The 23,190-nt window shown below is 47.0% G+C and carries 21 protein-coding genes, 2 pseudogenes and 3 riboswitches; of the genes and pseudogenes, 9 read left to right on the forward strand and 14 right to left on the reverse strand.

What is annotated here, in order from left to right; translation table 11 throughout:
* The 4 genes from BDD39_RS12915 to BDD39_RS12930 all read right to left on the reverse strand — a co-directional run bounded on the left by BDD39_RS12915 (nucleotide 1) and on the right by BDD39_RS12930 (nucleotide 3,996).
* Nucleotides 1-1,029 carry an ABC transporter permease gene (locus BDD39_RS12915; protein ID WP_166911233.1) on the reverse strand — a complete coding sequence of 343 codons (1,029 nt, stop codon included), beginning with the start codon at nucleotides 1,027-1,029 and terminating at the stop codon, nucleotides 1-3.
* Nucleotides 1,026-1,730, reverse strand: a complete 705-nt coding sequence (locus BDD39_RS12920; protein ID WP_208404546.1) for an ABC transporter ATP-binding protein — start codon at nucleotides 1,728-1,730, stop codon at nucleotides 1,026-1,028. The genes BDD39_RS12915 and BDD39_RS12920 overlap by 4 nt, the downstream gene beginning before the upstream one ends.
* A gap of 159 nt (nucleotides 1,731-1,889) precedes the next feature.
* The gene (locus tag BDD39_RS12925; RefSeq protein ID WP_243846034.1) at nucleotides 1,890-2,318 is read right to left on the reverse strand and encodes a GNAT family N-acetyltransferase; all 429 of its coding nucleotides are present in this window, start codon (nucleotides 2,316-2,318) and stop codon (nucleotides 1,890-1,892) included.
* Nucleotides 2,302-3,996 carry a M3 family oligoendopeptidase gene (locus tag BDD39_RS12930; protein WP_166911237.1) on the reverse strand — a complete coding sequence of 565 codons (1,695 nt, stop codon included), beginning with the start codon at nucleotides 3,994-3,996 and terminating at the stop codon, nucleotides 2,302-2,304. Before BDD39_RS12930 ends, BDD39_RS12925 begins: the two co-directional genes overlap by 17 nt.
* 157 nt (nucleotides 3,997-4,153) lie before the next feature.
* Nucleotides 4,154-4,331: riboswitch (Lysine riboswitch) on the forward strand.
* Between the two features lie 91 nt (nucleotides 4,332-4,422).
* Here BDD39_RS12930 and BDD39_RS12935 point away from each other — a divergent pair.
* On the forward strand, nucleotides 4,423-5,847 hold the full coding sequence (locus BDD39_RS12935; RefSeq protein ID WP_166911239.1) for an amino acid permease: 1,425 nt from the start codon (nucleotides 4,423-4,425) through the stop codon (nucleotides 5,845-5,847).
* Nucleotides 5,848-5,883: 36 nt separating this feature from the next.
* Here the strand turns inward: BDD39_RS12935 and BDD39_RS12940 are convergent, their stop codons facing one another.
* The gene (locus BDD39_RS12940; protein WP_166911241.1) at nucleotides 5,884-6,132 is read right to left on the reverse strand and encodes a hypothetical protein; all 249 of its coding nucleotides are present in this window, start codon (nucleotides 6,130-6,132) and stop codon (nucleotides 5,884-5,886) included.
* A gap of 115 nt (nucleotides 6,133-6,247) precedes the next feature.
* Between BDD39_RS12940 and BDD39_RS12945 the strand changes: the two genes are divergently transcribed.
* Nucleotides 6,248-8,263 (forward strand): S9 family peptidase, encoded by a 2,016-nt coding sequence (locus tag BDD39_RS12945; RefSeq protein ID WP_166911243.1) that lies wholly within the window; start codon nucleotides 6,248-6,250, stop codon nucleotides 8,261-8,263.
* Nucleotides 8,264-8,323: 60 nt separating this feature from the next.
* Here BDD39_RS12945 and BDD39_RS16790 read toward each other — a convergent pair.
* Together BDD39_RS16790 and BDD39_RS12955 are read right to left on the reverse strand one after the other, a co-directional pair.
* Nucleotides 8,324-8,538, reverse strand: a pseudogene (locus BDD39_RS16790) (group II intron reverse transcriptase/maturase); the annotation flags it as partial.
* A 182-nt stretch (nucleotides 8,539-8,720) separates the two neighbouring features.
* The gene (locus BDD39_RS12955) at nucleotides 8,721-9,446 is read right to left on the reverse strand and encodes a CAP domain-containing protein (RefSeq protein WP_166911245.1); all 726 of its coding nucleotides are present in this window, start codon (nucleotides 9,444-9,446) and stop codon (nucleotides 8,721-8,723) included.
* A gap of 308 nt (nucleotides 9,447-9,754) precedes the next feature.
* Between BDD39_RS12955 and BDD39_RS16795 the strand changes: the two are divergent.
* Nucleotides 9,755-9,936: pseudogene (locus tag BDD39_RS16795) on the forward strand (alpha/beta hydrolase family protein); the annotation flags it as partial.
* Nucleotides 9,937-9,978: 42 nt separating this feature from the next.
* Here the strand turns inward: BDD39_RS16795 and BDD39_RS12960 are convergent.
* The 7 genes from BDD39_RS12960 to BDD39_RS12990 all read right to left on the reverse strand — a co-directional run bounded on the left by BDD39_RS12960 (nucleotide 9,979) and on the right by BDD39_RS12990 (nucleotide 15,924).
* Nucleotides 9,979-10,545: a phosphate propanoyltransferase gene (locus tag BDD39_RS12960; protein WP_208404397.1), complete on the reverse strand. Its 567-nt coding sequence runs from the start codon at nucleotides 10,543-10,545 to the stop codon at nucleotides 9,979-9,981.
* Nucleotides 10,546-10,631: 86 nt separating this feature from the next.
* Nucleotides 10,632-11,075 (reverse strand): MarR family winged helix-turn-helix transcriptional regulator, encoded by a 444-nt coding sequence (locus BDD39_RS12965; RefSeq protein ID WP_166911247.1) that lies wholly within the window; start codon nucleotides 11,073-11,075, stop codon nucleotides 10,632-10,634.
* Between the two features lie 296 nt (nucleotides 11,076-11,371).
* Nucleotides 11,372-11,914: a 1,2-dihydroxy-3-keto-5-methylthiopentene dioxygenase gene (locus BDD39_RS12970; protein ID WP_166911249.1), complete on the reverse strand. Its 543-nt coding sequence runs from the start codon at nucleotides 11,912-11,914 to the stop codon at nucleotides 11,372-11,374.
* Between the two features lie 28 nt (nucleotides 11,915-11,942).
* Nucleotides 11,943-12,578, reverse strand: a complete 636-nt coding sequence (locus BDD39_RS12975; protein ID WP_166911251.1) for a methylthioribulose 1-phosphate dehydratase — start codon at nucleotides 12,576-12,578, stop codon at nucleotides 11,943-11,945.
* Nucleotides 12,575-13,234, reverse strand: coding sequence for a 2-hydroxy-3-keto-5-methylthiopentenyl-1-phosphate phosphatase (gene mtnX, locus BDD39_RS12980; RefSeq protein WP_166911253.1), 660 nt, complete (start codon nucleotides 13,232-13,234; stop codon nucleotides 12,575-12,577). The genes BDD39_RS12975 and mtnX overlap by 4 nt, the downstream gene beginning before the upstream one ends.
* Complete coding sequence (gene mtnW, locus BDD39_RS12985) at nucleotides 13,231-14,472, reverse strand: 2,3-diketo-5-methylthiopentyl-1-phosphate enolase (protein WP_166911255.1); 1,242 nt, start codon at nucleotides 14,470-14,472, stop codon at nucleotides 13,231-13,233. The genes mtnX and mtnW overlap by 4 nt, the downstream gene beginning before the upstream one ends.
* Before the next feature lie 65 nt (nucleotides 14,473-14,537).
* A riboswitch (SAM riboswitch) is annotated at nucleotides 14,538-14,649 on the reverse strand.
* Nucleotides 14,650-14,730: 81 nt separating this feature from the next.
* Nucleotides 14,731-15,924 (reverse strand): pyridoxal phosphate-dependent aminotransferase, encoded by a 1,194-nt coding sequence (locus BDD39_RS12990; protein ID WP_166911257.1) that lies wholly within the window; start codon nucleotides 15,922-15,924, stop codon nucleotides 14,731-14,733.
* A gap of 96 nt (nucleotides 15,925-16,020) precedes the next feature.
* Here BDD39_RS12990 and BDD39_RS12995 point away from each other — a divergent pair, with 96 nt between their 5' ends.
* The 6 genes from BDD39_RS12995 (at nucleotide 16,021) to BDD39_RS13020 (ending at nucleotide 23,103) form a co-directional block, all read left to right on the forward strand.
* On the forward strand, nucleotides 16,021-16,836 hold the full coding sequence (locus BDD39_RS12995; protein WP_166911259.1) for a carbon-nitrogen family hydrolase: 816 nt from the start codon (nucleotides 16,021-16,023) through the stop codon (nucleotides 16,834-16,836).
* A 91-nt stretch (nucleotides 16,837-16,927) separates the two neighbouring features.
* Nucleotides 16,928-17,093, forward strand: a riboswitch (SAM riboswitch).
* Between the two features lie 84 nt (nucleotides 17,094-17,177).
* On the forward strand, nucleotides 17,178-18,380 hold the full coding sequence (mtnK, locus tag BDD39_RS13000; protein ID WP_166911261.1) for an S-methyl-5-thioribose kinase: 1,203 nt from the start codon (nucleotides 17,178-17,180) through the stop codon (nucleotides 18,378-18,380).
* Between the two features lie 21 nt (nucleotides 18,381-18,401).
* On the forward strand, nucleotides 18,402-19,472 hold the full coding sequence (mtnA, locus tag BDD39_RS13005) for an S-methyl-5-thioribose-1-phosphate isomerase (protein WP_166911263.1): 1,071 nt from the start codon (nucleotides 18,402-18,404) through the stop codon (nucleotides 19,470-19,472).
* Nucleotides 19,459-20,604 carry a sugar ABC transporter substrate-binding protein gene (locus tag BDD39_RS13010; RefSeq protein WP_166911265.1) on the forward strand — a complete coding sequence of 382 codons (1,146 nt, stop codon included), beginning with the start codon at nucleotides 19,459-19,461 and terminating at the stop codon, nucleotides 20,602-20,604. Before mtnA ends, BDD39_RS13010 begins: the two co-directional genes overlap by 14 nt.
* Nucleotides 20,601-22,148, forward strand: a complete 1,548-nt coding sequence (locus BDD39_RS13015; protein ID WP_166911267.1) for a sugar ABC transporter ATP-binding protein — start codon at nucleotides 20,601-20,603, stop codon at nucleotides 22,146-22,148. Before BDD39_RS13010 ends, BDD39_RS13015 begins: the two co-directional genes overlap by 4 nt.
* Nucleotides 22,093-23,103 (forward strand): ABC transporter permease, encoded by a 1,011-nt coding sequence (locus BDD39_RS13020; protein WP_166911269.1) that lies wholly within the window; start codon nucleotides 22,093-22,095, stop codon nucleotides 23,101-23,103. Before BDD39_RS13015 ends, BDD39_RS13020 begins: the two co-directional genes overlap by 56 nt.
* Nucleotides 23,104-23,190: the final 87 nt, after the last annotated feature.

The following is a 23,190-nucleotide window of genomic DNA, read 5'->3' on the forward strand; positions in this document are numbered from 1 at the left end:
TTACAATTTTCGGTATTTTTTTAATGCTACTACATTTAATATCATAAACAATAGAGCAAAACCAAGTAAAACATATACGTCTTTGGCGATCTCGTTCCAACCGTTGCCGCGAACCATGATTTCCCGCAGCGCGTCCGCTCCGTACGTCAGCGGCATAATCACGCTTAACGAACGAAGCCATTCGGCCATCGTATCTAAATTAAACAAGCCAGAGAAGAAAATTTGCGGTACGACAACAAGCGGGATAAACTGCATCATTTGCAGTTCATTGTTGGCAAACGCGGACAGCAATGTTCCTAATGTTAAAGCGGTCATCGCCAATAAAAACGTAATCAATAACACATAAAAGAAAGAACCTTCCATCATCATGTCAAGGATATCAACAGCAAACCAAGCAATCAAGCTCGCCTGCAATGTCGTAAATAAACCAAATCCAATAATGTAGCCAGCCACGATTTCCCAGCGTCGAAGCGGTGTCGAAAGCAATCGTTCGAGCGTTCCGCTTGTACGCTCGCGCAGGAACGAAACGCCAGCAATTAGGAAAACGAAAAAGAACACAAAAAAGCCGATGAGCACAGGACCGAAATAATCAAATAGCTTCATATCTTCCGAACCGTGCAAGTAGGTCGTTTTGAATTTAGACGACGATGTTGGCGGGACCAGCTCTTGAAACGCTTTTTGCACAGACATCAGCACCGCTTTATTAACAGTAGGATCGCTGCCTTCTAACGTAATTTTCGGGGTTCCTCCATCCATTTTGATAAACGCGTCAATTTGCTGTTTTTCCAACTGTTTGCGGGCCGCTTTGTCCGTAAGTTTTTTGACAGTAGCATCTTGTTTTTCCAACTTGTCAACAATTATGGACGGAACACTCGAATCAACAGCGATCGTCGGTTGATAGTCTTTTCCATTAAAGACGAGATTCATTAAAAATAATACAAACATCGGCGCGACAATCATGAGCGCAAGTGTCCGTTTATCGCGGAAAAACTGGCGGATGATGCGTATTACGATGGCCCAAACTCTCATTGCCGTGCACCTCCAAAATATAAAAATGCTTGCTCAATGGTTTGTGAATTCGTTTCTGCCTTTAACTCTGCCGGACTTCCGACGGCAATAAGACGGCCATCGCGAATCATGGCAAGGCGCTGGCATTTTTCCGCTTCATCCATGACATGGGTCGTGACGACAATCGTCGTTCCGTTTTGGCGGATTCTCTCCAGTTCCTCCCAAACTGCTTGGCGAAGCACAGGATCAATGCCAACCGTCGGCTCATCTAAAAGCAGTACCTCCGGTTCATGCAGCAAAGATATCGCCAATGACAACCGTCGTTTCATTCCTCCCGAATATTGATGGACAGGCTTTTTAATATGGTCAGTCAGATTGACAAGATCCATCACGTCATAAATACGTTCCCTTTGCTTTTTTCCTTTTAGTCCATAAATCGAAGCGAAAAACTGCAAATTCTCAAATGCCGTTAATTCCCCGTATAAGGCGTCAGACTGCGCCATAAAACCGATGCGTTGCATGGCGTGTAAATCAGGCATTTTTGTATTTAATACATAAATCGTTCCACTGGTGGCCTCGTCAATTCCAGCGATCATCTTCACAATCGTCGTTTTTCCCGCTCCAGAAGGTCCAAGCATCCCAAAAATTTCCCCTCTGTATACGTCAAGCGATACATCTTCAATAACCGTCTTTTTTCCAAAACGTTTTGATACATGTTCCATACGAATACACGACTTCTCGGACACAAATCCTTCCCCCTTTTTATTTTATAGTGAGTGATTACTCACTTATATTTTACACGATACCAATTATATTTTAAAGTAAGTAATCACTCATTACATATTTTTTTTAAGCTGCCTTTCGCCTAGGCAGCTACTTATTTATGCGAAATATTCGATGCTTTTCCATCCATAGCACCATTCCACCAGCTTTTTCCCACCAATATCGACAACCTCCTCTGCGATTTTCTCGCCTCCTAGCCGCTCGTAAAACAGGCGCGACGGATTATCGGCAAGCACCCACACAACCATAGAACGAATCCGCTTATGTTGAAAATCATCGACTAGCGCTTTGACAAGCTTCGTTCCGTATCCTTTCCCTTGGACTTCTTTCAACAAATAAACCGCGTATATTTCTCCTTCATACTCCGCTTCTTTTCCCTGTGTGGCGCGGTTTTTGCCGCCGGAAATAACCCCACATACATTTCGTTGTTCTCCCTTCTTTGAAAAACTAAAACTATTCCATTCAACAAAAAAGGAAGAAATCCTTCGTTGACTTCTTCCTTTTTTGTTGTTAAAGTTGTTTGTCATCGATGCTATTCAGCCATCCCTCAATCTCACCGACTACCGATTGGACGCAGCCGTCTTCAAACGGCGAAACAAGGTTAGCGACGCGGACCAATTCGGTAAACGGCTTGCTTCCGCCTTGACGGCATAAAGTTAAATAGTCGTTCCACGCCTCTTCATAGTTTTCACGCGAACGTTTCCAAAATTGGAACGCGCAAATTTGCGCGAGCGTGTAGTCAATGTAGTAAAATGCGTCTGTGTAAATATGGGCTTGCCGCTGCCAAAAGCCGCCGCGCTCTAAATAAGCGTTGCCGTCATAGTCTCGTGTCGGCATATATTTCCGTTCGATTTTCCTCCACGCTTGTTTCCGCTCCTCTGGCGTTGCGTTCGGGTTTTCATAGACGAAATGCTGGAATTCGTCGACCGCCACGCCGTACGGCAAAAATAAGAGTGCATCGCTTAAATGATAAAACCGATATTTTTCTGCGTCTTCCTGGAAAAACAGTTCCATCCACGGCCAGGTGAAAAATTCCATGCTCATCGAATGAATTTCGCATGCTTCTAACGTTGGCCAGTTGTATTCCGGAATTTCGTAATGGCGGCTTTCATACACTTGAAACGCGTGCCCCGCTTCATGGGTGAGCACATCAATATCTCCCGATGTGCCGGTAAAGTTGGAGAAAATAAATGGCGCTTTATAATTTTCGATATAGGTGCAATAGCCGCCGCTCGCTTTTCCTTTTTTCGCGATCAAATCCATCAGCTCATTTTCTATCATGTAACGGAAAAATTCTCCCGTTTCCGGCGACAGTTCTTCATACATCTTTTTCCCGTTTTCGATAATCCAGTCTGCATCCCCTTTTGGCGTCGGGTTGCCGGTTGGGAACACAAACGCTTCATCATAATATTTCAGCTTCTCGACGCCGATGCGTTTCCGCTGCCGCTCGCGCAGCTTCACGGCAATGGGAACGATATACCCTTCCACTTGCTTGCGGAATTTCGCGACCATCTCGGCGTTGTAATCGGTTCGTCCAAGACGTGCATAGCCGAGTTCCACGAAATTTTTAAAGCCAAGTTTTCGAGCGATGGCAGTGCGCACTTTCACAAGCTGATCGTAAATTTCATCAAGCTTTTGCTCATGTTCTTGGAAAAAGGCAAAACGCGCCTCACTCGCCCGCTTGCGCATCTCGCGGTCCGGCGATTCGACAAACGGTTGAAGCTGGGCGAGCGTCCGTTCTTCCCCTTCAAAGAAAATTTTCGCCGAAGCGATTAATTTTGTATACTCGCTCGTCAGTTTATTTTCTTGCTGCAAATCTTCCACAATATCCGGCGAATATGTTTTTAACTGCGTTTCGGCAAGCGCAAACAACTGTTTTCCCCATTTTTCCTCCAGCTGCGCGCGAAACGGCGAGGAAACAAGCGCACGGTAGTAATCGTTCACAAGTCCTTTGACAATTGGTTCCGTTTCATCAAAAAAATCTTGTTCCTGTTTATAAAATTCATCATTCGTATCAATCGTATGCCGGATATGGCAAATGTTTGCCATCGTGCTGAAATCATTGCGAAGCTGATTGATTTCTTTCATCGCTTCATGCTGCTCTTCGACACTCGTTGCCTTGCGAAACGATTGCAGCGCCTGTTGAAATGATGCTTGCATCTTCTCGATATTCGGCCGTTCGTAACGAAACTCAGAAAACTTCAATGCGATCCCTTCCTTTTCTCTTGCTTTCCTTATCTTAGATTCTATTCCATTCTCACACGGAAAATCCTTTTTTTCTAATAAAAAAGCTCGTTGACGAACTTTGTCGAAATTCGTATAATAATGACATCCATTGAATATTTTTTCTTTCTCGTCATGTCTCCGAGATAGAGGCCGCAATGAACAATAGCAAGCGGAAGGAGATACAGAGGGTCGACGAATTTCGCTGAAAAGGTTCGTTGCCGAAGTTTGCGGTGTTCTCTGGCGCCGCAGGCTGAGTCTGCATCTGAACAAGAGCAGCACTGCCGCCGTTAAAAACGGTGGAGCGCTTCGATTGGCAGTTGGAAACGGATGTTTTACACCCGTTGAAAACGCAAGGGTGTATTTTTTTTGGAGATAAAGAAAGCAACAGGAAAGGAGCTCATTTTCATGCAGCAACCAAAGCTAGGATTATGGCTATTAACGGCGCTTGTCTTTGGCAATATGGTCGGTTCAGGAATTTTTATGCTTCCGCGCTCGCTCGCGGAAGCGGCAAGCCCGCTCGGCGTTATTTTCGCGTGGCTGTTAACGGGCGCTGGCGTCTTAATGACGGCGCTTGTCTTTGGCAACTTGGCGATTCGCAAGCCGGAATTAAACGGTGGGCCGCAAATTTATGCAAAAGAATTGTTTCCAAAAGGATCGAACGTCTCGATTCTATCTGGCTTTATGTCCTCATGGGGATATTGGATCGGCAACTTCGCCGGCAACGTGGCAATTATTACGACATTCGCCAGCTATTTATCGACGTTTTTCCCCATTTTAACAAGCAAACAAACATTATTTACGATCGGTTCGCTTGACGTAAAACTAGGAAACTTCCTCACCTTTACCGTTTGCACAGTGTTGCTTTGGGGCATGCATTTCATCATTTTGCGCGGCATTGAAAGTGCGGGAAAGCTGAACTTTCTCGCTACAGCGGCAAAAGTGCTTGGATTTTTCCTATTCATCGTCATTGCTTTATTTGCGTTTGACAAAAGCAACATCGGTTCGTTTGTTGCACCGCGCTATGATGGTGCAGGACATTCGATTGGATTATTAAGTCAAATCAAGAATGCGGCGGTGTCGACATTGTGGGCGTTTATCGGCGTCGAATCGGCGATTGTGTTTGCATCGCGCGCGCGCAAACAAGCCGATGTCAAACGCGCAACAATCCTTGGCTTGTTGATTGCCCTTGCAATTTATATCGGCATTAGTGTGCTTGTCATGGGAGTATTGCCGCAAAAAGAACTCATTCATTCGGAAAAACCGCTTGTTGATGCGATTGTTGCGATTTTAGGCCCAAGCGGCGGCTACGTTCTTGCGGGACTCGGCTTAATCAGCTTGCTCGGCTCGACACTTGGCTGGGTGCTGTTAAGCGCCGAAGTACCGTATCAGGCGGCAAAACAAGGTTTGTTTATTCCAGCATTTTTAAAGGAAAACAAAAAGAAAGTACCAAGCTTTTCTTTAGTTCTTTCGAATGGATTGGCGCAAATCTTTATTTTTTCGACGGTTTCCAACTCGATGTCAGCGGCGTTTGACTTTGTCATTTACATCGCGACATTAGCGTATCTCGTCCCATATTTTATCGCTTCTGTCTTCCAATTAAAGCTGACGCTGACCGGCGAAACATACAAGGGTGCGGCACAGGGCCGCATGATCGATGGAATCGTTGCCGCTCTGGCTACCATTTATTCCGTCTGGGTCATCATCGCCGGCACCGCCGATATCAAAACGTTTATGCTTGGGGTTGTCCTGCTTTTAAGCGGCATTTTCTTCTACCCGCTAGTGAAAAAAGCGGCACAGCAAACAGCAGAAAAACAAAAAATGTCGGCATAACGAAAACGAACGTCCGAAAGCCGCGGACGTTCGTTTTTATATTTTTCTCTTTTCCTCCCCATCAATCACCATTGCCTCCACATCGATAAAATCAACGGGCTGAATCCCCATCGACTGAAAATCTTCTTTCGCCTTTCTAGCAAAGCGATTGTTTGATTTTTGTTCAGCAGCAGTTGTGATAATAGCCGTTTTCATCTTGTCAAAGTTCTGATCGCATAAGCGGATAAACGCTGTTTTCATTCGTTCACTATAAAAGCCAGCTGACATCAATAGCAATTTCGCCATCTCCCCCCTTTCGTCGTGACATGATCATTGCCGTTATTTTACCAAGTTTTAGAGGGAAAGGTAATTCATTTATCGAAATACTATAGAAAAATTTTTAATGAAGGAAGTGGGTTGGATGAATTTACAGAATGCAAAGAAAAAATTGCGCGGCATCACCTCAGAAGATTTGTTTCGCATCCGCTTTGTGAGCGACCCTCAATTCTCCCCAGATGGCGAGAAAGTTATCTTTGTACAAAAAACGATTGATGACGAGCAGGAATATCGCTCTCATCTTTTTCTCTTGACATTAGCGGATGGCAAAGTAAAACAATGGACGTTTGGAAAAGGAAAAGACGCTTTCCCGCGTTGGTCCCCGGATGGAAAAACGATCGCGTTTCTTTCCAACCGCTCCGACAAAACACAAATTTGGCTTCTTCCGACAGATGGCGGGGAAGCGCGCCAGTTAACCGCATTAAAAAACGGAGTGCGCCATCCGTGCTGGTCGCCGGATGGGCGGTTTCTCGTAGCACTCACTTCTCTTGGCAAGGAAGAAACGCTAGAAGAGCGCGAGGAGCAAAACAAAAAAGAGAAAGAAAAACGCAAACTGACACCGCTTATCGTAGATCGGCTACAATACAAATCCGATGCAGCGGGATTTCGCGATGATAAACAAGATGTACTCATTCGCATCAATGTAGAAACAGGCGAGATTCAAGCTCTGACAGACGGCGATGACGAAATCGGCTCATTTGCCATATCCCCTGACAGCAAAACAGTCGCATTTATCGCCAATCGAAGCGATGAGCCTGATTTTACGTTTACGCGCGATATATTTCTCCTTGATATCGACAGCGGAAAAACGACAAAAATCACCGATGGAAAAGGTTTTTTCACTTCGCTGTCTTGGTCTCCGGACGGAAAAACGCTTGCGGCGATTGGGCATGAGCTCGAATATTTAGCCGCTACGTTAAATCGAGTTTGGATTTTTGATCTCGCTGGCGGAGAAAAACGGGCGCTTACCGCCGATTGGGATATGCATGTCGGTGATGCGATGGTAGGTGACATGCATTCCGATGCGCCAAGTCCTGGACTCATTTGGGATAAAGAAGGAAACGGTATGTATTTTCTTGCTTCCGAACGAGGGCGCGTCAACCTTTATCATGTAGCATTGGACGGAACAATTACACCATCTGTAGTCGGCGATTTCCATCTGTATGGATTAACGATTCACCCGCATCAACATATAGCGATTGCGGCAATTAGCAAACCAACCTGTATCGGTGACTTATATACCGTTTCTCTTCACGATGGAAAACGAAACAAACTGACAAATGTGAATAAGGAGTTGGAAGACGAGATTGACCTTTCCGAACCGGAGGCATTCACCTATCCATCCCGTGATGGCTGGACCATTCAGGGCTGGCTGATGAAGCCCCCTCATCTCGAACAAGGACAAAAAGTGCCGCTCATCGTCGAAATTCACGGCGGTCCACACGCGATGTACGGTTTTACTTTTTTCCATGAAATGCAGGTGCTCGCGGGCAAAGGATATGCGGTGCTGTTTACAAATCCGCGCGGTAGCCACGGCTACGGCCAAACGTTTGTCAACGCGGTGCGCGGCGATTATGGCGGGATGGACTATGAAGACATTATGAGCGGTGTCGATTATGTGCTCGAACATTTTGATTTTATCGATGAAACGCGCCTTGGCGTTACTGGCGGAAGCTACGGCGGATTTATGACAAACTGGATCGTCGGACATACGGACCGCTTTAAAGCAGCAGTAACGCAGCGCTCGATTTCGAACTGGCTCAGCTTTTACGGCGTAAGTGACATCGGTTATTTCTTCACAGAATGGGAAGTCGGCTGCAATGTGTGGGAAGATCCGGAACGGCTTTGGCATCATTCTCCGCTGAAATATGTAAAGAACATTCAAACTCCATTATTGATTCTCCATAGCGAAAAGGATTACCGCTGCCCGATCGAACAAGCAGAACAGCTGTTTATCGCGCTGAAACATTTAAAACGGGAAACGAAGCTCGTCCGCTTCCCAGAAGCAAACCATGATCTTTCCCGCAGCGGTCCGCCGACTCTTCGCCTTGAACGGCTCCATCATATTGTCGGGTGGTTTGAACAATATTTGTCAATCTAGTAAGAGAAGGGAACTAACCCTCGTTCTCTCACACCACCGTACGTACCGTTCGGTATACAGCGGTTCCATTAAGTCTGACGTCCGTTGACGAAGACTCTTCAGCCCTTGGCGCTCCCAATAAGAGTTTCCAAGGGCTTTATGCAAGATGGGACTAGCGGCTACTCTCCAAATATTTCTTCTGAGTGTTTCCCCATTCATATGCCATCTGCTTGGCACTCCTAAACTTTGCAGTTTTCGGACTCTTCTTGGGAGTTTCCACTCTTCCATTGGCACATGGACCGAAAGTTTGCCGCCCGCAACATCAGCTTTCGCGTCACCACGGACACCTTTGAGCTAACTGCTACTTCTGCCTTCGCAGCTCGCGACTTTCACCCTATAGACTAACCCCATGCCGGGCGCACGAAAAAACCACACCACTAATGCCTTCCTTAGTGGTGTGGCGCAGAAACGTTGGTCCTTATTTTCTGATAAATTGTTGTGTCCAGATGTACCCGTTTTCTTCAAAACCTACTCCGATATGAGTGTAGTTTCTGTTCAAAATATTTGCCCGATGGCCTTCGCTATTCATCCAAGCTGCCACTACTTCTTGCGGAGTCCGTTGTCCCATTGCAATATTTTCTCCAGCGGCTGTATAAGAAATGCCGAATTTTTTCATCATGTCAAACGGAGAGCCATATGTCGGACTGTTATGGGAGAAATAATGGTTCACGGCCATGTCTCTTGATTTTTCACGGGCCACCTTGCTTAACGCTAAATCGACCTTTAAAGACGGCAAACCATATTTCGCTCTTTCTTTGTTCGTTAAATCTACTACTTGTTGTTCATAAGCATTTAATCCTGCTTCATTATTTACTTTTTGGGTTTGACTTGGTGCAGGCGCCTGCACTGCTGGCTTGCTTACAGGAGCATGTACATTCGCTGATGGTGTTTGGACAGTAGTTGTGGCTGGCTTTTGCTGCACCAGTTTTGCCACTTCCGCATTTCCTGTTTGATCTAAAATAAACTGCAACCATTTTTCGATATCTTGAATGCTAGATGGATAGACAGTATAGTTAACTTCATAGTTTTTCATCGCTGGACATGGAGCAGGCCCAGCCGCTTCCGTTTTCGCTGTATTCGCTGTAAAAGATGCTCCTAAAATCGCTAAAGATGCAGCAAGTGAAAATACGACTTTTTTGTTCATGGTTTCTCCTCCTCCAATCTCAACCTTGCTTGCACATACATCATAACACGAGTTTTTTGTAATATTTCTGTATAAATATGGAAATTGGATTTGTTTACCATTCGTTCCTGAAAAAAAGATTTTTTTCAGGAAAAAAATCCAGGCTGATCCCTGACGAAAACTAGGATTGTAAAAAAACATCTTTCATGGGTATTAAATACTATTTTTCTATTAATATATATCTCTGCTATATATTACTTAAAAATAAAGGTTGACAAAGTTTAAGAAAAGGATAAAAATTAACATTTTTTACGATCATGTTACAATACAGCATTCCAACTCCATTATTGATTCTCCATAGCGAAAAAGATTACCGCTGCCCGATCGAACATCGTGCCGAAACATTTGAAGCGGGAAACGGAGCCATAATTTGTCCCGCAGCGGCCCGCTGGCTCTTCTCTCTGAGCGGCTCTATCCTATTGTTGGGTGGTTTGAACAATATTTGGCATAAAACAAGAGTCCCCGTAATCAGGGCTCTTGTTGCGATAGATATTTATGGAATTAACTCGACGTAATCGCCTGTCTTCAGCCCTGCCGCGTTCGCTTCGTCTGTATCAATATGCATATCGAGCGCGAAGTTTTCACTGACGCGGACGATGACCTCATCGAAAATTAAGGCGCGCTCCCCTTCTGTTTTCACTTTTACGACTTGTTTGTCTTTTACTCCGAACGTTTCCGCATCTTTTGGAGTCATATGGATATGGCGCTTGGCAATAATCACGCCTTTATCAACGGTCACCGTCCCTTTTGGACCATGGATCGTAATCCCAGGAGTTCCTTCAATGTCTCCGGAAAGGCGAATAGGTGGCTGCACCCCTAGCTTAAAACTGTCCGTCTTGGAAATTTCCAGCTGTGTCATCGAACGGACAGGGCCTAACACGCGGACATTTTCGATTTTTCCTTTCGGCCCTTCGACGGTCACCGTTTCATTGGCAGCAAACTGCCCTGGTTGCGACAATGGCTTCAGCAACGTTAATTCCGCACCTTCGCCAAACAATTGCGCTAGATGCTCATTCGATAAATGAATATGGCGATTCGATACTCCAATAGGAATCATCATCAGCACCTCCTCCTTTTATAGATTATCCATTTTTTAAAAAAATAAGTGGCTGCTTATGGCAGCCACTTATGTTCGACGATCGCAAACTATTCCTTTTTTGCTCCGTATCCCAATTTTTTCAATAACGAAATAGCCTGTTCCTTTTCCTCGGCAGTTAAGCCGGAAACGATTTCGTGAATCGTCTGCGCATGCTCCGGAAAAACCTTTTCGATAAACGTTCTTCCCTTTTCCGTGATCGAAGCATACGTGACGCGGCGGTCTTTCTCGCATGCCCTTCGTACAATCAATCCTTTATTTTCGAGCTTATCGACCACATAGGTAATGCTTCCGCTCGCGAGCAAAATTTTCTCCCCGATTTGCTGCAGCGGCTGATCCCCTTTATGGTAAAGCAGCTCTAACACGGCAAATTCGGTTGGATTGACGCCGAACGATTGAATCGATTTATTCACTTGGTCACTGACAGACCGATATGCTCTTGATAAAACGATAAACAATTTTAATGATTGTTTAATGTCCTTCTCCTTCTCCATTCACAATCAAACCCTTTTGTCGCTAAATTTATAAACTCGCAAAACACCGCTTTCTTACTTGCATTATACTTTAACTATTTGATACGGCGCAAATGTTTTTTCAAGCAACATGGGCGACGTCATACTCGTCATTTGGCGATTTTTCCGCAGGAGCGATGCGGTTTATTATTATAAAGAATAGTTTCTGGAATACCAAGGAGGGAGGCAGAAAGGAGCGGACATCCACCTATTCGTTTATCATCGGCATATATTTATAAAACAACCCCCTGCCCGAAGGAGACAGGGGGTTATCGCCATTATTGGCCTACTTCTTCTTTTTCTTCATACGGATGGGCGACCCAGCCGGACGGGTCGATAAACAGGCGGACAGCGACGACTTGGCGGTCGTCCATTAAGGTGAAATAATGCGGGTTACCTTCCGGCACGGAAATGACATCGCCTGCTTCAAGTTCGACATCAAAATAGCCGGTTTCGCTGTCTCCTTTGATGATAAAAATGCCATGGCCAGCAGTAATAGCGCGCACTTCGTCTTCCGTATGAATGTGCACTTGTTCAAACTTTTTCAACAGTTCATCCAAATTTGGCGTCGCATCCGATAAGGCGACGATATCCCACGTTTTGTAGCCTCTTCTCGCCGCTAAATCTTCAATTTCTTCTTTAAACGTCGCCAAAATTTCCTCTTTTTCTTCGTCGGTCAATACATATTTGTCGCGCAAATGTTCCGGCAGTTTGTTAATGTCCCAATGCTCATACAACACACCTTGTTTGTTTAAAAAGCTGCGGACATTTTCATCCCCTTCAATCACTTCTCCTGTTTTTCTCACTTTGATTACTGCCATTGGAATTTCCCCCTATCAATTTTATGGTTTAATCAACCGGCAGCACAGCGGCCTGCTTCAGCAGCAGACACTTGACGTGCCAGCTGAATAAAAACTCCCACGCTTCTAAAAACTTCTTTGCCTCAAACGCGTCCCGCCCCCATACGGTAATGCCGTGGTTGCGGATCAACACCGCGCCAGCATCTCCGTTGACATGCTTGGCGAATTCTTTAGCCAGCGCCGGAATGTGCGCGTAATTTGGAATAATTGGGATGCGGACCGGCGCATCTTCTTCCCACAGCCCGAACGCTTTAATGATTTCCTGCCCAGAAAACGCGACCTCTCCTTTATCCCCGTACAGCTCGGAAATAATATTATTGTCGATCGTATGGACGTGGAGGCAGCAACCGGCATTTGTCCGATTGTAAATTTCCACGTGCAGCAGCGTTTCCGCGGACGGCTTTAAATTTGTATCCTCGATCGGCTTTCCAAAAGCGTCGACAAGCAAAAAATCTTCCTCTGTTTGCTTGCGTTTGTCCTTGCCGCTTGCGGTGACGAGGAAAGTAAGCGGATCCTCCGTCACCTTGATGGACAAGTTGCCGCTCGTAGCGAAAAACCAATCGCGCGCCGCCAGCTCTGCTTTGACTTCGGCCAGCTCCCTCCATTTTTTCACAACGATGCTCATACGTTTACCTCCATCGTCTGCAAAAAATGAATGACATCGAAAAACGTTGTAAACGGCGTGTGCGGAAGACCGAGCTCTTGACACTTTTGCAGCAGGAAGTCGCGGGCGAGGACGTGGTCAGCCCGTTTCGCCACTTCCAAATCCGTAATCGAATCGCCGATCACGATGTGAAATGCATCCGGCACCGCCAGTTTTCTCAGCAAAGACGGCTTGCAGCAGCCGCAGCCGTTTTGACACTGGTCATCACACGCATGCGGCCATGTGATTCGGATCGTCTCGCCGCTGAAATCAGAGCCGTTGCAAAAGATGCGCTCTTTGTCGACCAGCCCTTCTAACAGCGGATAGACAAAAAAGTCGATGCCACCGCTGACAATATAAAGCGGAATGTCGTGCTCTTTCGTAAATGCGACAAATTCGCGAAACCCATCGCGAAGGCGGGCAGTCTGCAAAATGAAATCCGTGATTTCCTCCTTCCGGCTCGATGGGAGCAGGGAAAACATTTTCCCCACTCCTTCCTGCACGGAGATGCGCTGCGCCAATATATCGTCTTTTAACGATTCCCACTCGGGCGGCGCAAACTGCTTCATAATCGCGATAATGTTGTCATTGTCCGTAATCGTTCCGTCAAAATCACAAAAGATCACTCGTTTGGTCATGATGTCACCTCTACTGCGCCCCATAAGTCGATCGCTTTTTGCAACGCTTCATTTTCACGGGCTGCCTCGTGTAAAGATCTTCCGGCAAGCGCTGCATCGATAGCAGCGCGGAACGCTTTGCCGCCGCCGGCCGCCCCGTCCGGATGGCCATGGATGCCGCCGCCGGCATTGACGACGCTATTGACGCCAAAATCGCGGAACAGAAGCGGCACGAGACCTGGGTGAATGCCTGCCGATGGCACCGGAAACGCCTGTTTCAACGGATCGTTCTCATCCGTTAATACTTTGGCGATGCCAAGCGCTTCTTCCTTATCGAGCGCAACGCTTCCATACGGCGATGGAAACAGGACAAAGTCGGCACCGGCAAGACGAAGCAGCTTGCCAAGCAACAAGGACGCTTTAACACCGTAAAATTCCGACGGGGTAAGCGCGCCGCTGAATGCCGGATGAGCCATAATCGGAATGGTAATCTCTTCATCCTCGCGCAATCCTTGCAATACGTCCAACCCGTAAGCAAAGACGTTAAACAGCAATACATCGGCGCCCAGCTCCACCGCGCGCTTTGCCTTTTCTTTCAATTCGAACGTTTTGCCAGTTAAATTGACGGCATATAACGCCCGTTTTCCCGTCTGTTCGTACACTTCGTTGAGCGCCGCTTTTCCTGCCGTAATCCGTTTTTCAAACGACAGCGAGTCGCTGTCAAATACAATTTCATCATCCTTGACAAGATCTACTCCGCCAAGCGCCTGCTGCTTCAGCTGTTCGGTTAAATACGCGATATCGCGGCCAATAATGCCTTTAAAAATGCTCATGAGAAGCGGGCGGTCATATACATGGACTTTTTGGCGAATCCCATCGATGCCGAAGCGCGGCCCCGGAAACTGTCTTTTCCATTCATCAGGGAACGTTATATCTAGCAATCTTACTTCTCCATCTAAAGACAGCTTGCCAAACACCGTTGTCAAAAGCGCCGGGATGTCGGCACTGAAGTTAACGGTTGGATAGGCGATTTGCACGATCGCTCGCTTCAACCGTTTGCCAAAATACTGATTGACCCGTTCGCTTTCTTCCAGCTCTTGTATATGGACGACTTCCCCTTTATGTTTGCGCAGCTGCTCTTGTTCCAGCAGAGGCAGGTTGGTCCACGTGCCGACCGTTAAGCCAAGGGCGATGCCTTCTGCTTTTTTCTTTATGTCTTTCTCATCGTGAATAACGTATGTGGCAATGATTTGGCTCATGATCATCCCTCTTTCTCTTCATCAAAAAAGCCTCTTCATAAGAAGAGGCATGGAAATGGACACTCTTCTTATCTCTCAGCGTTACCGCTGCAAGAATTAGCACCGTGCTTCGCGATCACCGCCAAGCCGGTTGCCGGGCTTCATTGGGCTTGTCCCTCCGCCTGCTCTTGATAAGAATGCTCGCAATATTATATTCACTTTTCAAATAATTCGCGCTCGCAAATTTAATTTGAATTATGACAGTATTTTTTGACGTTGTCAATCATTTTTTTCATTTTCGAAAAGACAGAGCTTGCCAATCCGCTCCGCTGCTTCTTGCAAACGGGCTTCGCTCGTCAATAAGCCTACGCGCACATAACCTTCCCCATGCTCGCCAAATCCGATTCCCGGTGCGACAGCCACATGCGCTTTTTCTAGTAAATAATCGGCAAAACGTTCCGACGTCCAGCCGCGCGGCACCGGCAGCCACGCGAAAAACGAGCCTTTTGGCGGCGCAACATCCCAGCCGATTTGCCGCAATGCCGCTATAAGCGTATTACGCCGCGATTCATACAAGGCGACAAGCTCTTCGACGCAGCGCTGCGAGGAAAGAAGGGCGGTTGCTGCCGCTTCTTGAACCGCGCCAAACAGGCTGACGTATAAATGGTCCTGAAGCAAATTAATCGCCGCAATCACGCTTTCATTGCCGACGGCAAATGCGACGCGCCAGCCCGCCATATTATACGTTTTCGAAAACGTATAAATTTCCACGCCGATGTCTTTTGCCCCTTCCGCCTGAAGAAAGCTAACCGGTTTTTTTCCATCAAAACCAATCGCTCCATACGCAAAATCATGGATGACGCAAATCCCGTGCTTGGCGGCAAACGACACCGTTTCCTCGAAAAATTCCTGCGAAGCAATTGCCCCGGTCGGATTATTTGGATAATTTAAAAACATAAGTTTGGCTTTTTCTGCAATATGGCGGGGAATTTCACTATAATCAGGCAAAAATTCATGTTCGGCGCGCAATGGCATCATCACCATTTCTGCACGCGCCAGCGCAATCCCTGACCAATAGTCAGGATACCCAGGGTCAGGAACGAGCACGATATCGCCAGGATTCACGAGGCATTGCGGAATCTCGACAAGCCCCGCTTTGCCGCCGAACAAAATGGCGACTTCTTTTTCCGGGTCAACGGTCACGCCGTATTCCCGTTCATAAAACACGGCAACCGCCTGTTTCAAAAAAGAATACCCTTGAAATGGCGAATATTTGTGATATTTCGGGTTTGCCACCGCCTTTTGCATCGCTTCGACGATATGCGGCGGTGTCGGCTGATCCGGATTTCCTTGCCCTAAATTGATAACATCGTATCCTTCTCGAATTTTTTTGGCCACTTTCGCGACTAATGAGGCGAAAAACTGCTTTGGAAGCCCTTCTAACAGGTCGGATAACGGAAATTGTTTTGTCATGCTAAACACCTTCTCAAAAATTTCTTGAAATTCTAGTGCAACATCATATATCGTAAAAATCAAAATGTAAAGTAAATTTTTTCGAGGTGAATACGAATGACATTCAAAATCGCCTGCCTTCAGCTGGATATTTTCTTCGGCAGCCCACACGAAAACGAACAGCTTGTAGAAAGAGAAATAGAAAAAGTTATAAAGGAACGTCCCGATGTCATCGTTCTTCCTGAACTATGGACGACCGGCTATGACTTAACCCGCCTCGATGAAATCGCCGATGAAAACGGCGAACGTGCAAAAGTGTTCATTACCAAACTGGCAAAATCGTACCAAGTCCATCTCGTTGCCGGCTCGGTCGCCAAAAAAACGGCAAAAGGCGTGACAAACACGATGTACGTCGTCGACCGAAACGGCACGGTCGTTAACGAATACAGCAAACTGCACCTCTTCCAGCTGATGGATGAGCATCTGTACCTCCAGCCTGGGGAAGATACCGGCTTATTTACGCTCGAAAACACCTTATGCGCCGGTGTCATTTGCTATGACATCCGCTTTCCGGAATGGATCCGCGTCCATGCGGTCCAGGGGGCGGAAGTGTTGTTTGTCGTTGCCCAATGGCCGCTCCCCCGCCTTGCCCATTGGCGCACGCTGCTTGCGGCGCGTGCCATTGAAAATCAATGCTACGTCGTCGCTTGCAACCGCGCCGGCAGCGACCCGAACAACGTGTTTGCCGGCCATTCCATGATCATCGATCCATGGGGAGAAATCATTGCCGAGGCAGGCGAGGAGCCTTGCGCACTCACCGCGCAAATCGATTTGCAAAAGGTGCAGGAGGTGCGGGCGCGCATCCCCATTTTTGCTGACCGACGTCCCGAATATTATCAGGCTGCAGAAAAAAAATTTCACAAAAAGTATTGACAAATGAATTCGTCAGCGTGTATGATTCCAATCAAACGCACAAATATTTGCCAACATAACAAAAATTCGAAAAATGAATATGCCAAAAATACTCTTATCAAGAGTTGGCTGAGGGAATTGGCCCAATGAAGCCCAGCAACCGACCGTAATACTATCGTGAGATAGGGCGCACGTTTTTTCGGCGCCGGAAGTTCCAACTTCCGCAAGGCACGGTGCTAAGTCCAACAGAAAGACTTGTTCTTTCTGGAAGATAAGAGGTGCGAAGAACTGGAATCTTCAAGCCTCTTTCTACGCAGAAAGAGGCTTTTTAATTTATTTGAACAAAGGGGGATTTTATTCCAATGTCGATCTCATATTCATCCGTTTATGAACCGTTAACAGAGCAAGGAGCCATTTCTTTAACTGTGCGCCTCGGTCTCTTCCGCGAAGGAGCGCCGCTTGTCTGCAGGGAAATCGGTGACGGCAACCTTAATCTCGTGTTCCGCATCGTCGATAAAGAAGCGAAAAAAGGCATTATCGTCAAACAAGCCCTTCCATATGCGAAAGTAGTTGGGGAAAGCTGGCCGCTTACCTTAAAACGTGCGGTAATCGAAAGCAATGCGCTGCGCACATTCGCCGGCTATGTACCGCAATATGTGCCAAAAGTTTACTATTCCGATGAATCTTTAGCCATTACCGTGATGGAAGATTTGTCGCATTTGCAAATTGCCCGCAAAGGCTTAATCGAAGGGAAAACATACCCGCTTCTATCTCAGCATATCGGTGAATTTATCGCAAAAACGTTATTTTACACGTCGGATTTCGGCATGAATCAGCAAGAAAAAAAACAGCTGGCGCAAAGCTTTGTCAATCCGGAACTGTGCAAAATCACGGAAGATCTCGTATTTACCGATCCGTTTTTCAATCATGAAACGAACAACTTTGAAGAAGAACTGCGCGACGATGTCGAAGCGCTTTGGAACGATGACAAACTTCACTTAGAAGTTGCGAAATTAAAGCGCAAGTTTTTAACCGAAGGGGATGCGCTTATCCACGGCGACTTACATACAGGCAGCATTTTCGCCAGCGACGAAGAAACGAAAATCATCGATCCGGAATTTGCGTTTTACGGCCCGTTCGGCTTTGATATCGGTCAGTTTTTCGCAAACTTATTGTTAAATGCGTTGTCCCGCCCAGAACCACAACAAGAGCCGTTATTCGCTCATATTGACAGCACATGGAAAGTATTTACAACTATCTTTTCCGAACTTTGGCATACGAACAACGTCGAACCGTATGCGAAAACAAAAGGACTATTAGAAGAGGTGCTGCACCACACCTTTGTCGATGCGATCGGTTTTGCCGGCTGCGAAGTGATCCGCCGTACAATCGGTTTGGCACATGTCGCCGACCTAGACGGCATCGAAAATAAAGAGGAACGTTTGCAAGCAAAACGCCATGCGCTTCGTCTTGGCCGCAGCCTTATCTTGCAACGCCAAAACCTGGCAAGCACAGAAGAAATCCGTTCTCTCTTTACCGAATCTGTCTCATTAACAGCAAATTAACCGAATGAAAGGAAGACGAACATGACCGAGCCATTCGCCATTCCTCGCTCTGTAGAGTGGAACGACACGCATATTACGATTTTAAATCAGCAAAAGCTGCCTTTAGTGACGGAATATTTGCAATTGAAAAATATTAAAGACGTTTGGGAGGCGATTGCGTCGCTGAAAGTGCGCGGCGCACCGGCAATCGGCATTACCGCCGCTTACGGCCTCGCGCTTGCCGCTCAGCAATATGAAACAGAATCAGTGGAAATTTTTAAAAAACAACTGCAAAAAGACCGTGACTACTTAGCAAGCGCCCGGCCAACGGCGGTCAATCTGTTTTGGGCGCTAGACCGCCTCGTTACGAGCGTCTCCCATGTTTCCTCTGTCAATGAAGCAAAAACGACGCTCGTCCATGAAGCGATTCGCATTCAAATTGAAGATGAAGACGTTTGCCGACGGATCGGGGAACATGCGCTTTCTTTGTTTCAAAACGGCGATCGCATTTTAACGATTTGCAACGCCGGCTCGATCGCCACCGCCCGTTACGGCACGGCGCTTGCCCCGTTCTATTTGGCGAAAGAAAAGGGAATGAATCTCCACGTCTACGCGTCGGAAACACGCCCTGTCCTGCAAGGGGCAAGATTGACGACGTGGGAATTGATGCAGGCCGGCGTAGACGTGACGCTTATTACCGACAATATGGCAGCGCAGACGATCAAAGCAAAAAACATTACCGCCGTCATCGTCGGTGCTGACCGCATTGCCGCCAACGGCGATACGGCCAATAAAATCGGCACGTTTGGCCTTGCCTTGCTGGCCAAAGCGTTCGGCATTCCGTTTTATGTAGCCGCGCCGCTGTCGACGATTGATTTAGCGACAAAAACAGGCGATGAAATTCCGATTGAGGAGCGCAATCCAGAAGAAGTGACCCACCTTGCCGGAACGCGGATCGCCCCTGAAGGAGTAAACGTCTATAATCCGGCCTTTGACGTCACGCCGCATCATCTCATCACGGCTATCATTACCGAACAAGGCATCATTCGCGGCAATTATGAAACGGAACTGCCAGCACTATTTGCAAAGGAGGCACACCATGAAGCGATTTAGGCTGAACTATTTATTCGCATTTCTTTTTTCCGTTATCATCATCCTTAGCGGCTGCATGAATGAACAAGATGCCGTCAGTTCGAAACCGGCCAAGCAAGAAAACGGCACGGCTGAGAAAACAGCCGACACGACGGCGGCAACAACCGAACAAGCAGAAATCCCTGCCAAATTAAAGAAGCCGATTAAAATCGCCGCCATTATGCAAATGTCAATCGGCACCTTTTCTTCGCAATATATCGCCGGCGTGAAAGAACAAGTGCAAAAATTCGGTGGCGAAGTGCAAATTTACAACGCGGACAACGATTTAACGAAAATGGCTTCCTATGTCGAAACAGCGATTACGCAAAACGTGGATGCGATTCTTTTAGACCATGGCCGGGCGGATGCGCTCGAAGGACCGGTGAAAAAGGCAGTAGCGAAAGGCATTCCTGTCGTCGCGTTTGACAACGATTTAAACATCCCAGGCGTAACGGTCATTGACCAAGACGACTACAGCCTCGCCTGGAAAACGTTAAAAACGTTGGCTGAAGACTTAAACGGCGAAGGAAACATTGTCACGATCTGGGTCGGCGGATTTACACCGATGGAGCGGCGCCACGTGATTTACGATGCGTTTAAAAAGCGCTATCCGAACATCAAAGAAGTGGCGAAATTCGGTACAGCCAGCGCCAATACCGCCTTGGACACGCAAGCGCAAATGGAAGCGATTTTGAAAAAATATCCGAATAAAGGCGATATTGATGCGGTGTTTGCGACTTGGGACGAATTCGCCAAAGGAGCAACGCGCGCGATCGAGCAGGCAGGACGCAATGAAATTAAAGTATATGGCATCGATTTAAGCGATGAAGATTTGCAAATGATGCAAAAGCCAAACAGCCCATGGGTTGCTACGACCGCAACAGACCCGGCGGAAGTCGGCCGTGTTCAAGTCCGCTTTGCTTATCAAAAAATCGCCGGGGAAAAAACGCCAAACATTTACTCATTAGAACCGCATTTAGTCAAACGATCCGATTTGCCTAACCAACAAGTGTCGATGAAAGACCTTCATCAATACATCGCCGGCTGGGGACAGTCGAATGTGGCAATTTCCCCTTGGATGAAAACGCTGGAAGCACAGGTGAAAAACAAATGAGCGGGCTTTATATGAATCATATTTATAAATCGTTTGGCACTGTCAACGTATTAAACGGCGTGAACCTCCATGTCCAACGTGGGGAAGTTCACGCCCTTTTAGGGATGAATGGCGCTGGAAAAAGCACATTAATGAAAATTCTGGCGGGCGATCTTTCCCCGGATCAAGGCACAATTACCATTGATGGAAAAGAGTATCAGTTCTCCTCGCCTGCCGATGCCAAAAAGGCGGGCATTGGTTTAGTGGTTCAGGAAGTTGATACCGCTCTCTTTCCCGCGCTGGCCGTCTATGAAAATATTGCCGCCGATGAGATCGCAAAGACGAAACAAAAGCCGTTTCTTTCACGGAAACAACAAAAAGAGCGGGCTGCGGAGCTGTTGCGCCGAGTCGGCCTGTCGATTTCGCCGGACAAACTCATTCGCGAATGTTCCCTGCATGAAAAACAGCTGATTGTTCTGGCAAAAGTCCTGTCTTCTTCGGCTCGCTACATCATTTTGGATGAACCGACCGCGGCGCTGAGCGAGACGGAAACAAAGCGGCTGTTTGCGATTATCAATGAGCTCAAAGCTCAGGGCGTTTCCTTTATCTATATTTCTCACAAATTGAAGGAGATTAAAGAAATTTGCGACCGCGTCACGATTTTGCGCGACGGAAACGTCGTACATCACGGGAATGTTTCCAGCCTTTCCTTAGAAGAAATGATCCAGCATATGGTCGGGCAATCTTATACCGCCTCGCATAAAAACGCGCGGACGTACAGCAGCGACATTCTTTTTGCGGTAAAGCAGCTGCACATCGAAAAAACGGGAACAGCGGTCGACCTGCACGTTCATAAGGGGGAAATTGTCGGCATCGCCGGGCTTGTCGGAGCGGGAAAAACGGAATTGGCGGAAAGTTTAATTGCCAGCAGCAAAGCAACAGGCGAATGGTGGATAGACGGAAAACGATATGCGTTTTCTTCCCCAAAAGAAGCGATTGCCGCCGGCATTTGCTTAATTCCGGAAGAACGGAGAAAACAAGGGCTTTTTCTGCAGGAATCGGTTCGCGCCAATCTTACCGTCCGGCTGCTATCCTCACTGACGAAATGGCAGTGGGTGCTGCAAAAGAAAGAAACAGCCGTCGCCAAGCAGCTTGTCGATTCCTTGCAAATCCATCCGCCTTTCCTGTCGGAGAGCGTGCGGCAATTAAGCGGAGGAAACCAGCAAAAAGTCGTGATCGGGAAATGGTTAAAAACCGATGCGCGCGTATTCATTTTTGACGAACCGACAAAAGGAATTGACATCAACGCCAAGCAAGAAGTATTTTCGATCATCCGTTCCCTTGCCGACGAAGGGAAAGCGATTTTGTATTTAACAAGCGAATTTCAAGAACTGCTAGATATTGCCGATACAATTTACATCATGGTGGACGGCAAGCTGATCCAACGCGTGCCCGCCCATGATATCACTTATGAGCAACTCATTTATTACTGCAGCGGAGGTGAAGTGGATGGCACAGCCAGCCGTTTCAGTCGCCAAGAAAAAGCAAGCGCCATCTCTTCTTGAATTTTTATATAAGCATGGCACCCTTCTTGCTATTCTCGTTATCATCGCTTATTTTGGCATCACGCAAGACCGCTTTTTTACGTACGAAAATTTCAGCGATATTTTGCGCTCGATTTCCATCGTCACGCTGGTTGCGATTGGCATTACGTTTTCTCTTATTGTCGATGGATTTGATTTGTCCGTCGGATCAACCGTCAGCCTAGCAACTATCGCCAGCGCCGCGGCGCTCGTTTTATACCGCCAGGAAATTCTCGTTACATTGCTTGTTCCGCTTTTACTGGGAGTCGCCGTCGGCTTATTAAACTCGTTATTAATTGTGAAACTGAAATTGCCGGATTTATTGGCTACACTGGCGACAATGTATGCGATTAACGGCGTGCAGCTGACGTATACGAAAGGATTTTCCATCTACAACGACATGCCGCTTCCAAACGGAGGAACGGCGCCGGGCAAATTCATTCCTTCCTTTTTATTTATCGGTCAAGGGGAAGTGTTTGGCATTCCGTTTTCCGTTTTGCTTATGTTAATCGTTGTGATTGCTTCCCACTTGTTTTTGACGTACACCAAACCAGGGAGATTGTTTTATATGACGGGGGAAAATCGTGAAGCAGCGCGGCTTTCGGGCATTCCTGTCAACCGCTATCGCACGTATGCCTACGTCATCAGCGGCTTTTTCGCGGCGCTTGGCGGCATTGTTCTCGCCTCCCGCATCGGAACGGGACAAGTATCGGCCGGAGCTTCCTTTTTAATGGATGGCGTAGCGGCCGCCTATATCGGCTTTTCCGTGTTTGGCGCCGGAAAGCCGAATGTCATCGGCACGCTGTTTGGCTCGATTTTGATGGGGGTCCTTCTTAACGGCTTGACGATGATGAACGTTCCATATTACGCCCAGGATATTATTAAAGGGGCTATTTTGGTAGGGGCTCTCGCTTTATCGCATATACAAAAAAAATAGGAATATTTTTCTTCCGTATAGCATGCTAAATACACAAGCCGATCACGATTGTTACGTAATAAAATCCACGGCGTCATCCATACACAT

Source organism: Saccharococcus thermophilus (assembly GCF_011761475.1).
Taxonomy (GTDB): Bacteria; Bacillota; Bacilli; order Bacillales; family Anoxybacillaceae; genus Saccharococcus; species Saccharococcus thermophilus.

Coding starts and splice junctions, on each gene's coding strand:
- BDD39_RS12970 (WP_166911249.1), bottom strand. CDS start 11,914: ATGGCAGTAATCAAAGTGAGAAAAACAGGAGAAGTGATTGAAGGGGAT.
- BDD39_RS13010 (WP_166911265.1), top strand. CDS start 19,459: ATGAAGCGATTTAGGCTGAACTATTTATTCGCATTTCTTTTTTCCGTT.
- BDD39_RS12935 (WP_166911239.1), top strand. CDS start 4,423: ATGCAGCAACCAAAGCTAGGATTATGGCTATTAACGGCGCTTGTCTTT.
- BDD39_RS12915 (WP_166911233.1), bottom strand. CDS start 1,029: ATGAGAGTTTGGGCCATCGTAATACGCATCATCCGCCAGTTTTTCCGC.
- mtnX (WP_166911253.1), bottom strand. CDS start 13,234: ATGACCAAACGAGTGATCTTTTGTGATTTTGACGGAACGATTACGGAC.
- BDD39_RS12960 (WP_208404397.1), bottom strand. CDS start 10,545: ATGATGATTCCTATTGGAGTATCGAATCGCCATATTCATTTATCGAAT.
- mtnA (WP_166911263.1), top strand. CDS start 18,402: ATGACCGAGCCATTCGCCATTCCTCGCTCTGTAGAGTGGAACGACACG.
- BDD39_RS12920 (WP_208404546.1), bottom strand. CDS start 1,730: ATGGAACATGTATCAAAACGTTTTGGAAAAAAGACGGTTATTGAAGAT.
- BDD39_RS12990 (WP_166911257.1), bottom strand. CDS start 15,924: ATGACAAAACAATTTCCGTTATCCGACCTGTTAGAAGGGCTTCCAAAG.
- BDD39_RS12940 (WP_166911241.1), bottom strand. CDS start 6,132: ATGGCGAAATTGCTATTGATGTCAGCTGGCTTTTATAGTGAACGAATG.
- BDD39_RS12995 (WP_166911259.1), top strand. CDS start 16,021: ATGACATTCAAAATCGCCTGCCTTCAGCTGGATATTTTCTTCGGCAGC.
- mtnK (WP_166911261.1), top strand. CDS start 17,178: ATGTCGATCTCATATTCATCCGTTTATGAACCGTTAACAGAGCAAGGA.
- BDD39_RS12975 (WP_166911251.1), bottom strand. CDS start 12,578: ATGAGCATCGTTGTGAAAAAATGGAGGGAGCTGGCCGAAGTCAAAGCA.
- BDD39_RS13015 (WP_166911267.1), top strand. CDS start 20,601: ATGAGCGGGCTTTATATGAATCATATTTATAAATCGTTTGGCACTGTC.
- BDD39_RS12925 (WP_243846034.1), bottom strand. CDS start 2,318: ATGACAAACAACTTTAACAACAAAAAAGGAAGAAGTCAACGAAGGATT.
- mtnW (WP_166911255.1), bottom strand. CDS start 14,472: ATGAGCCAAATCATTGCCACATACGTTATTCACGATGAGAAAGACATA.
- BDD39_RS13020 (WP_166911269.1), top strand. CDS start 22,093: ATGGCACAGCCAGCCGTTTCAGTCGCCAAGAAAAAGCAAGCGCCATCT.
- BDD39_RS12945 (WP_166911243.1), top strand. CDS start 6,248: ATGAATTTACAGAATGCAAAGAAAAAATTGCGCGGCATCACCTCAGAA.
- BDD39_RS12955 (WP_166911245.1), bottom strand. CDS start 9,446: ATGAACAAAAAAGTCGTATTTTCACTTGCTGCATCTTTAGCGATTTTA.
- BDD39_RS12965 (WP_166911247.1), bottom strand. CDS start 11,075: ATGGAGAAGGAGAAGGACATTAAACAATCATTAAAATTGTTTATCGTT.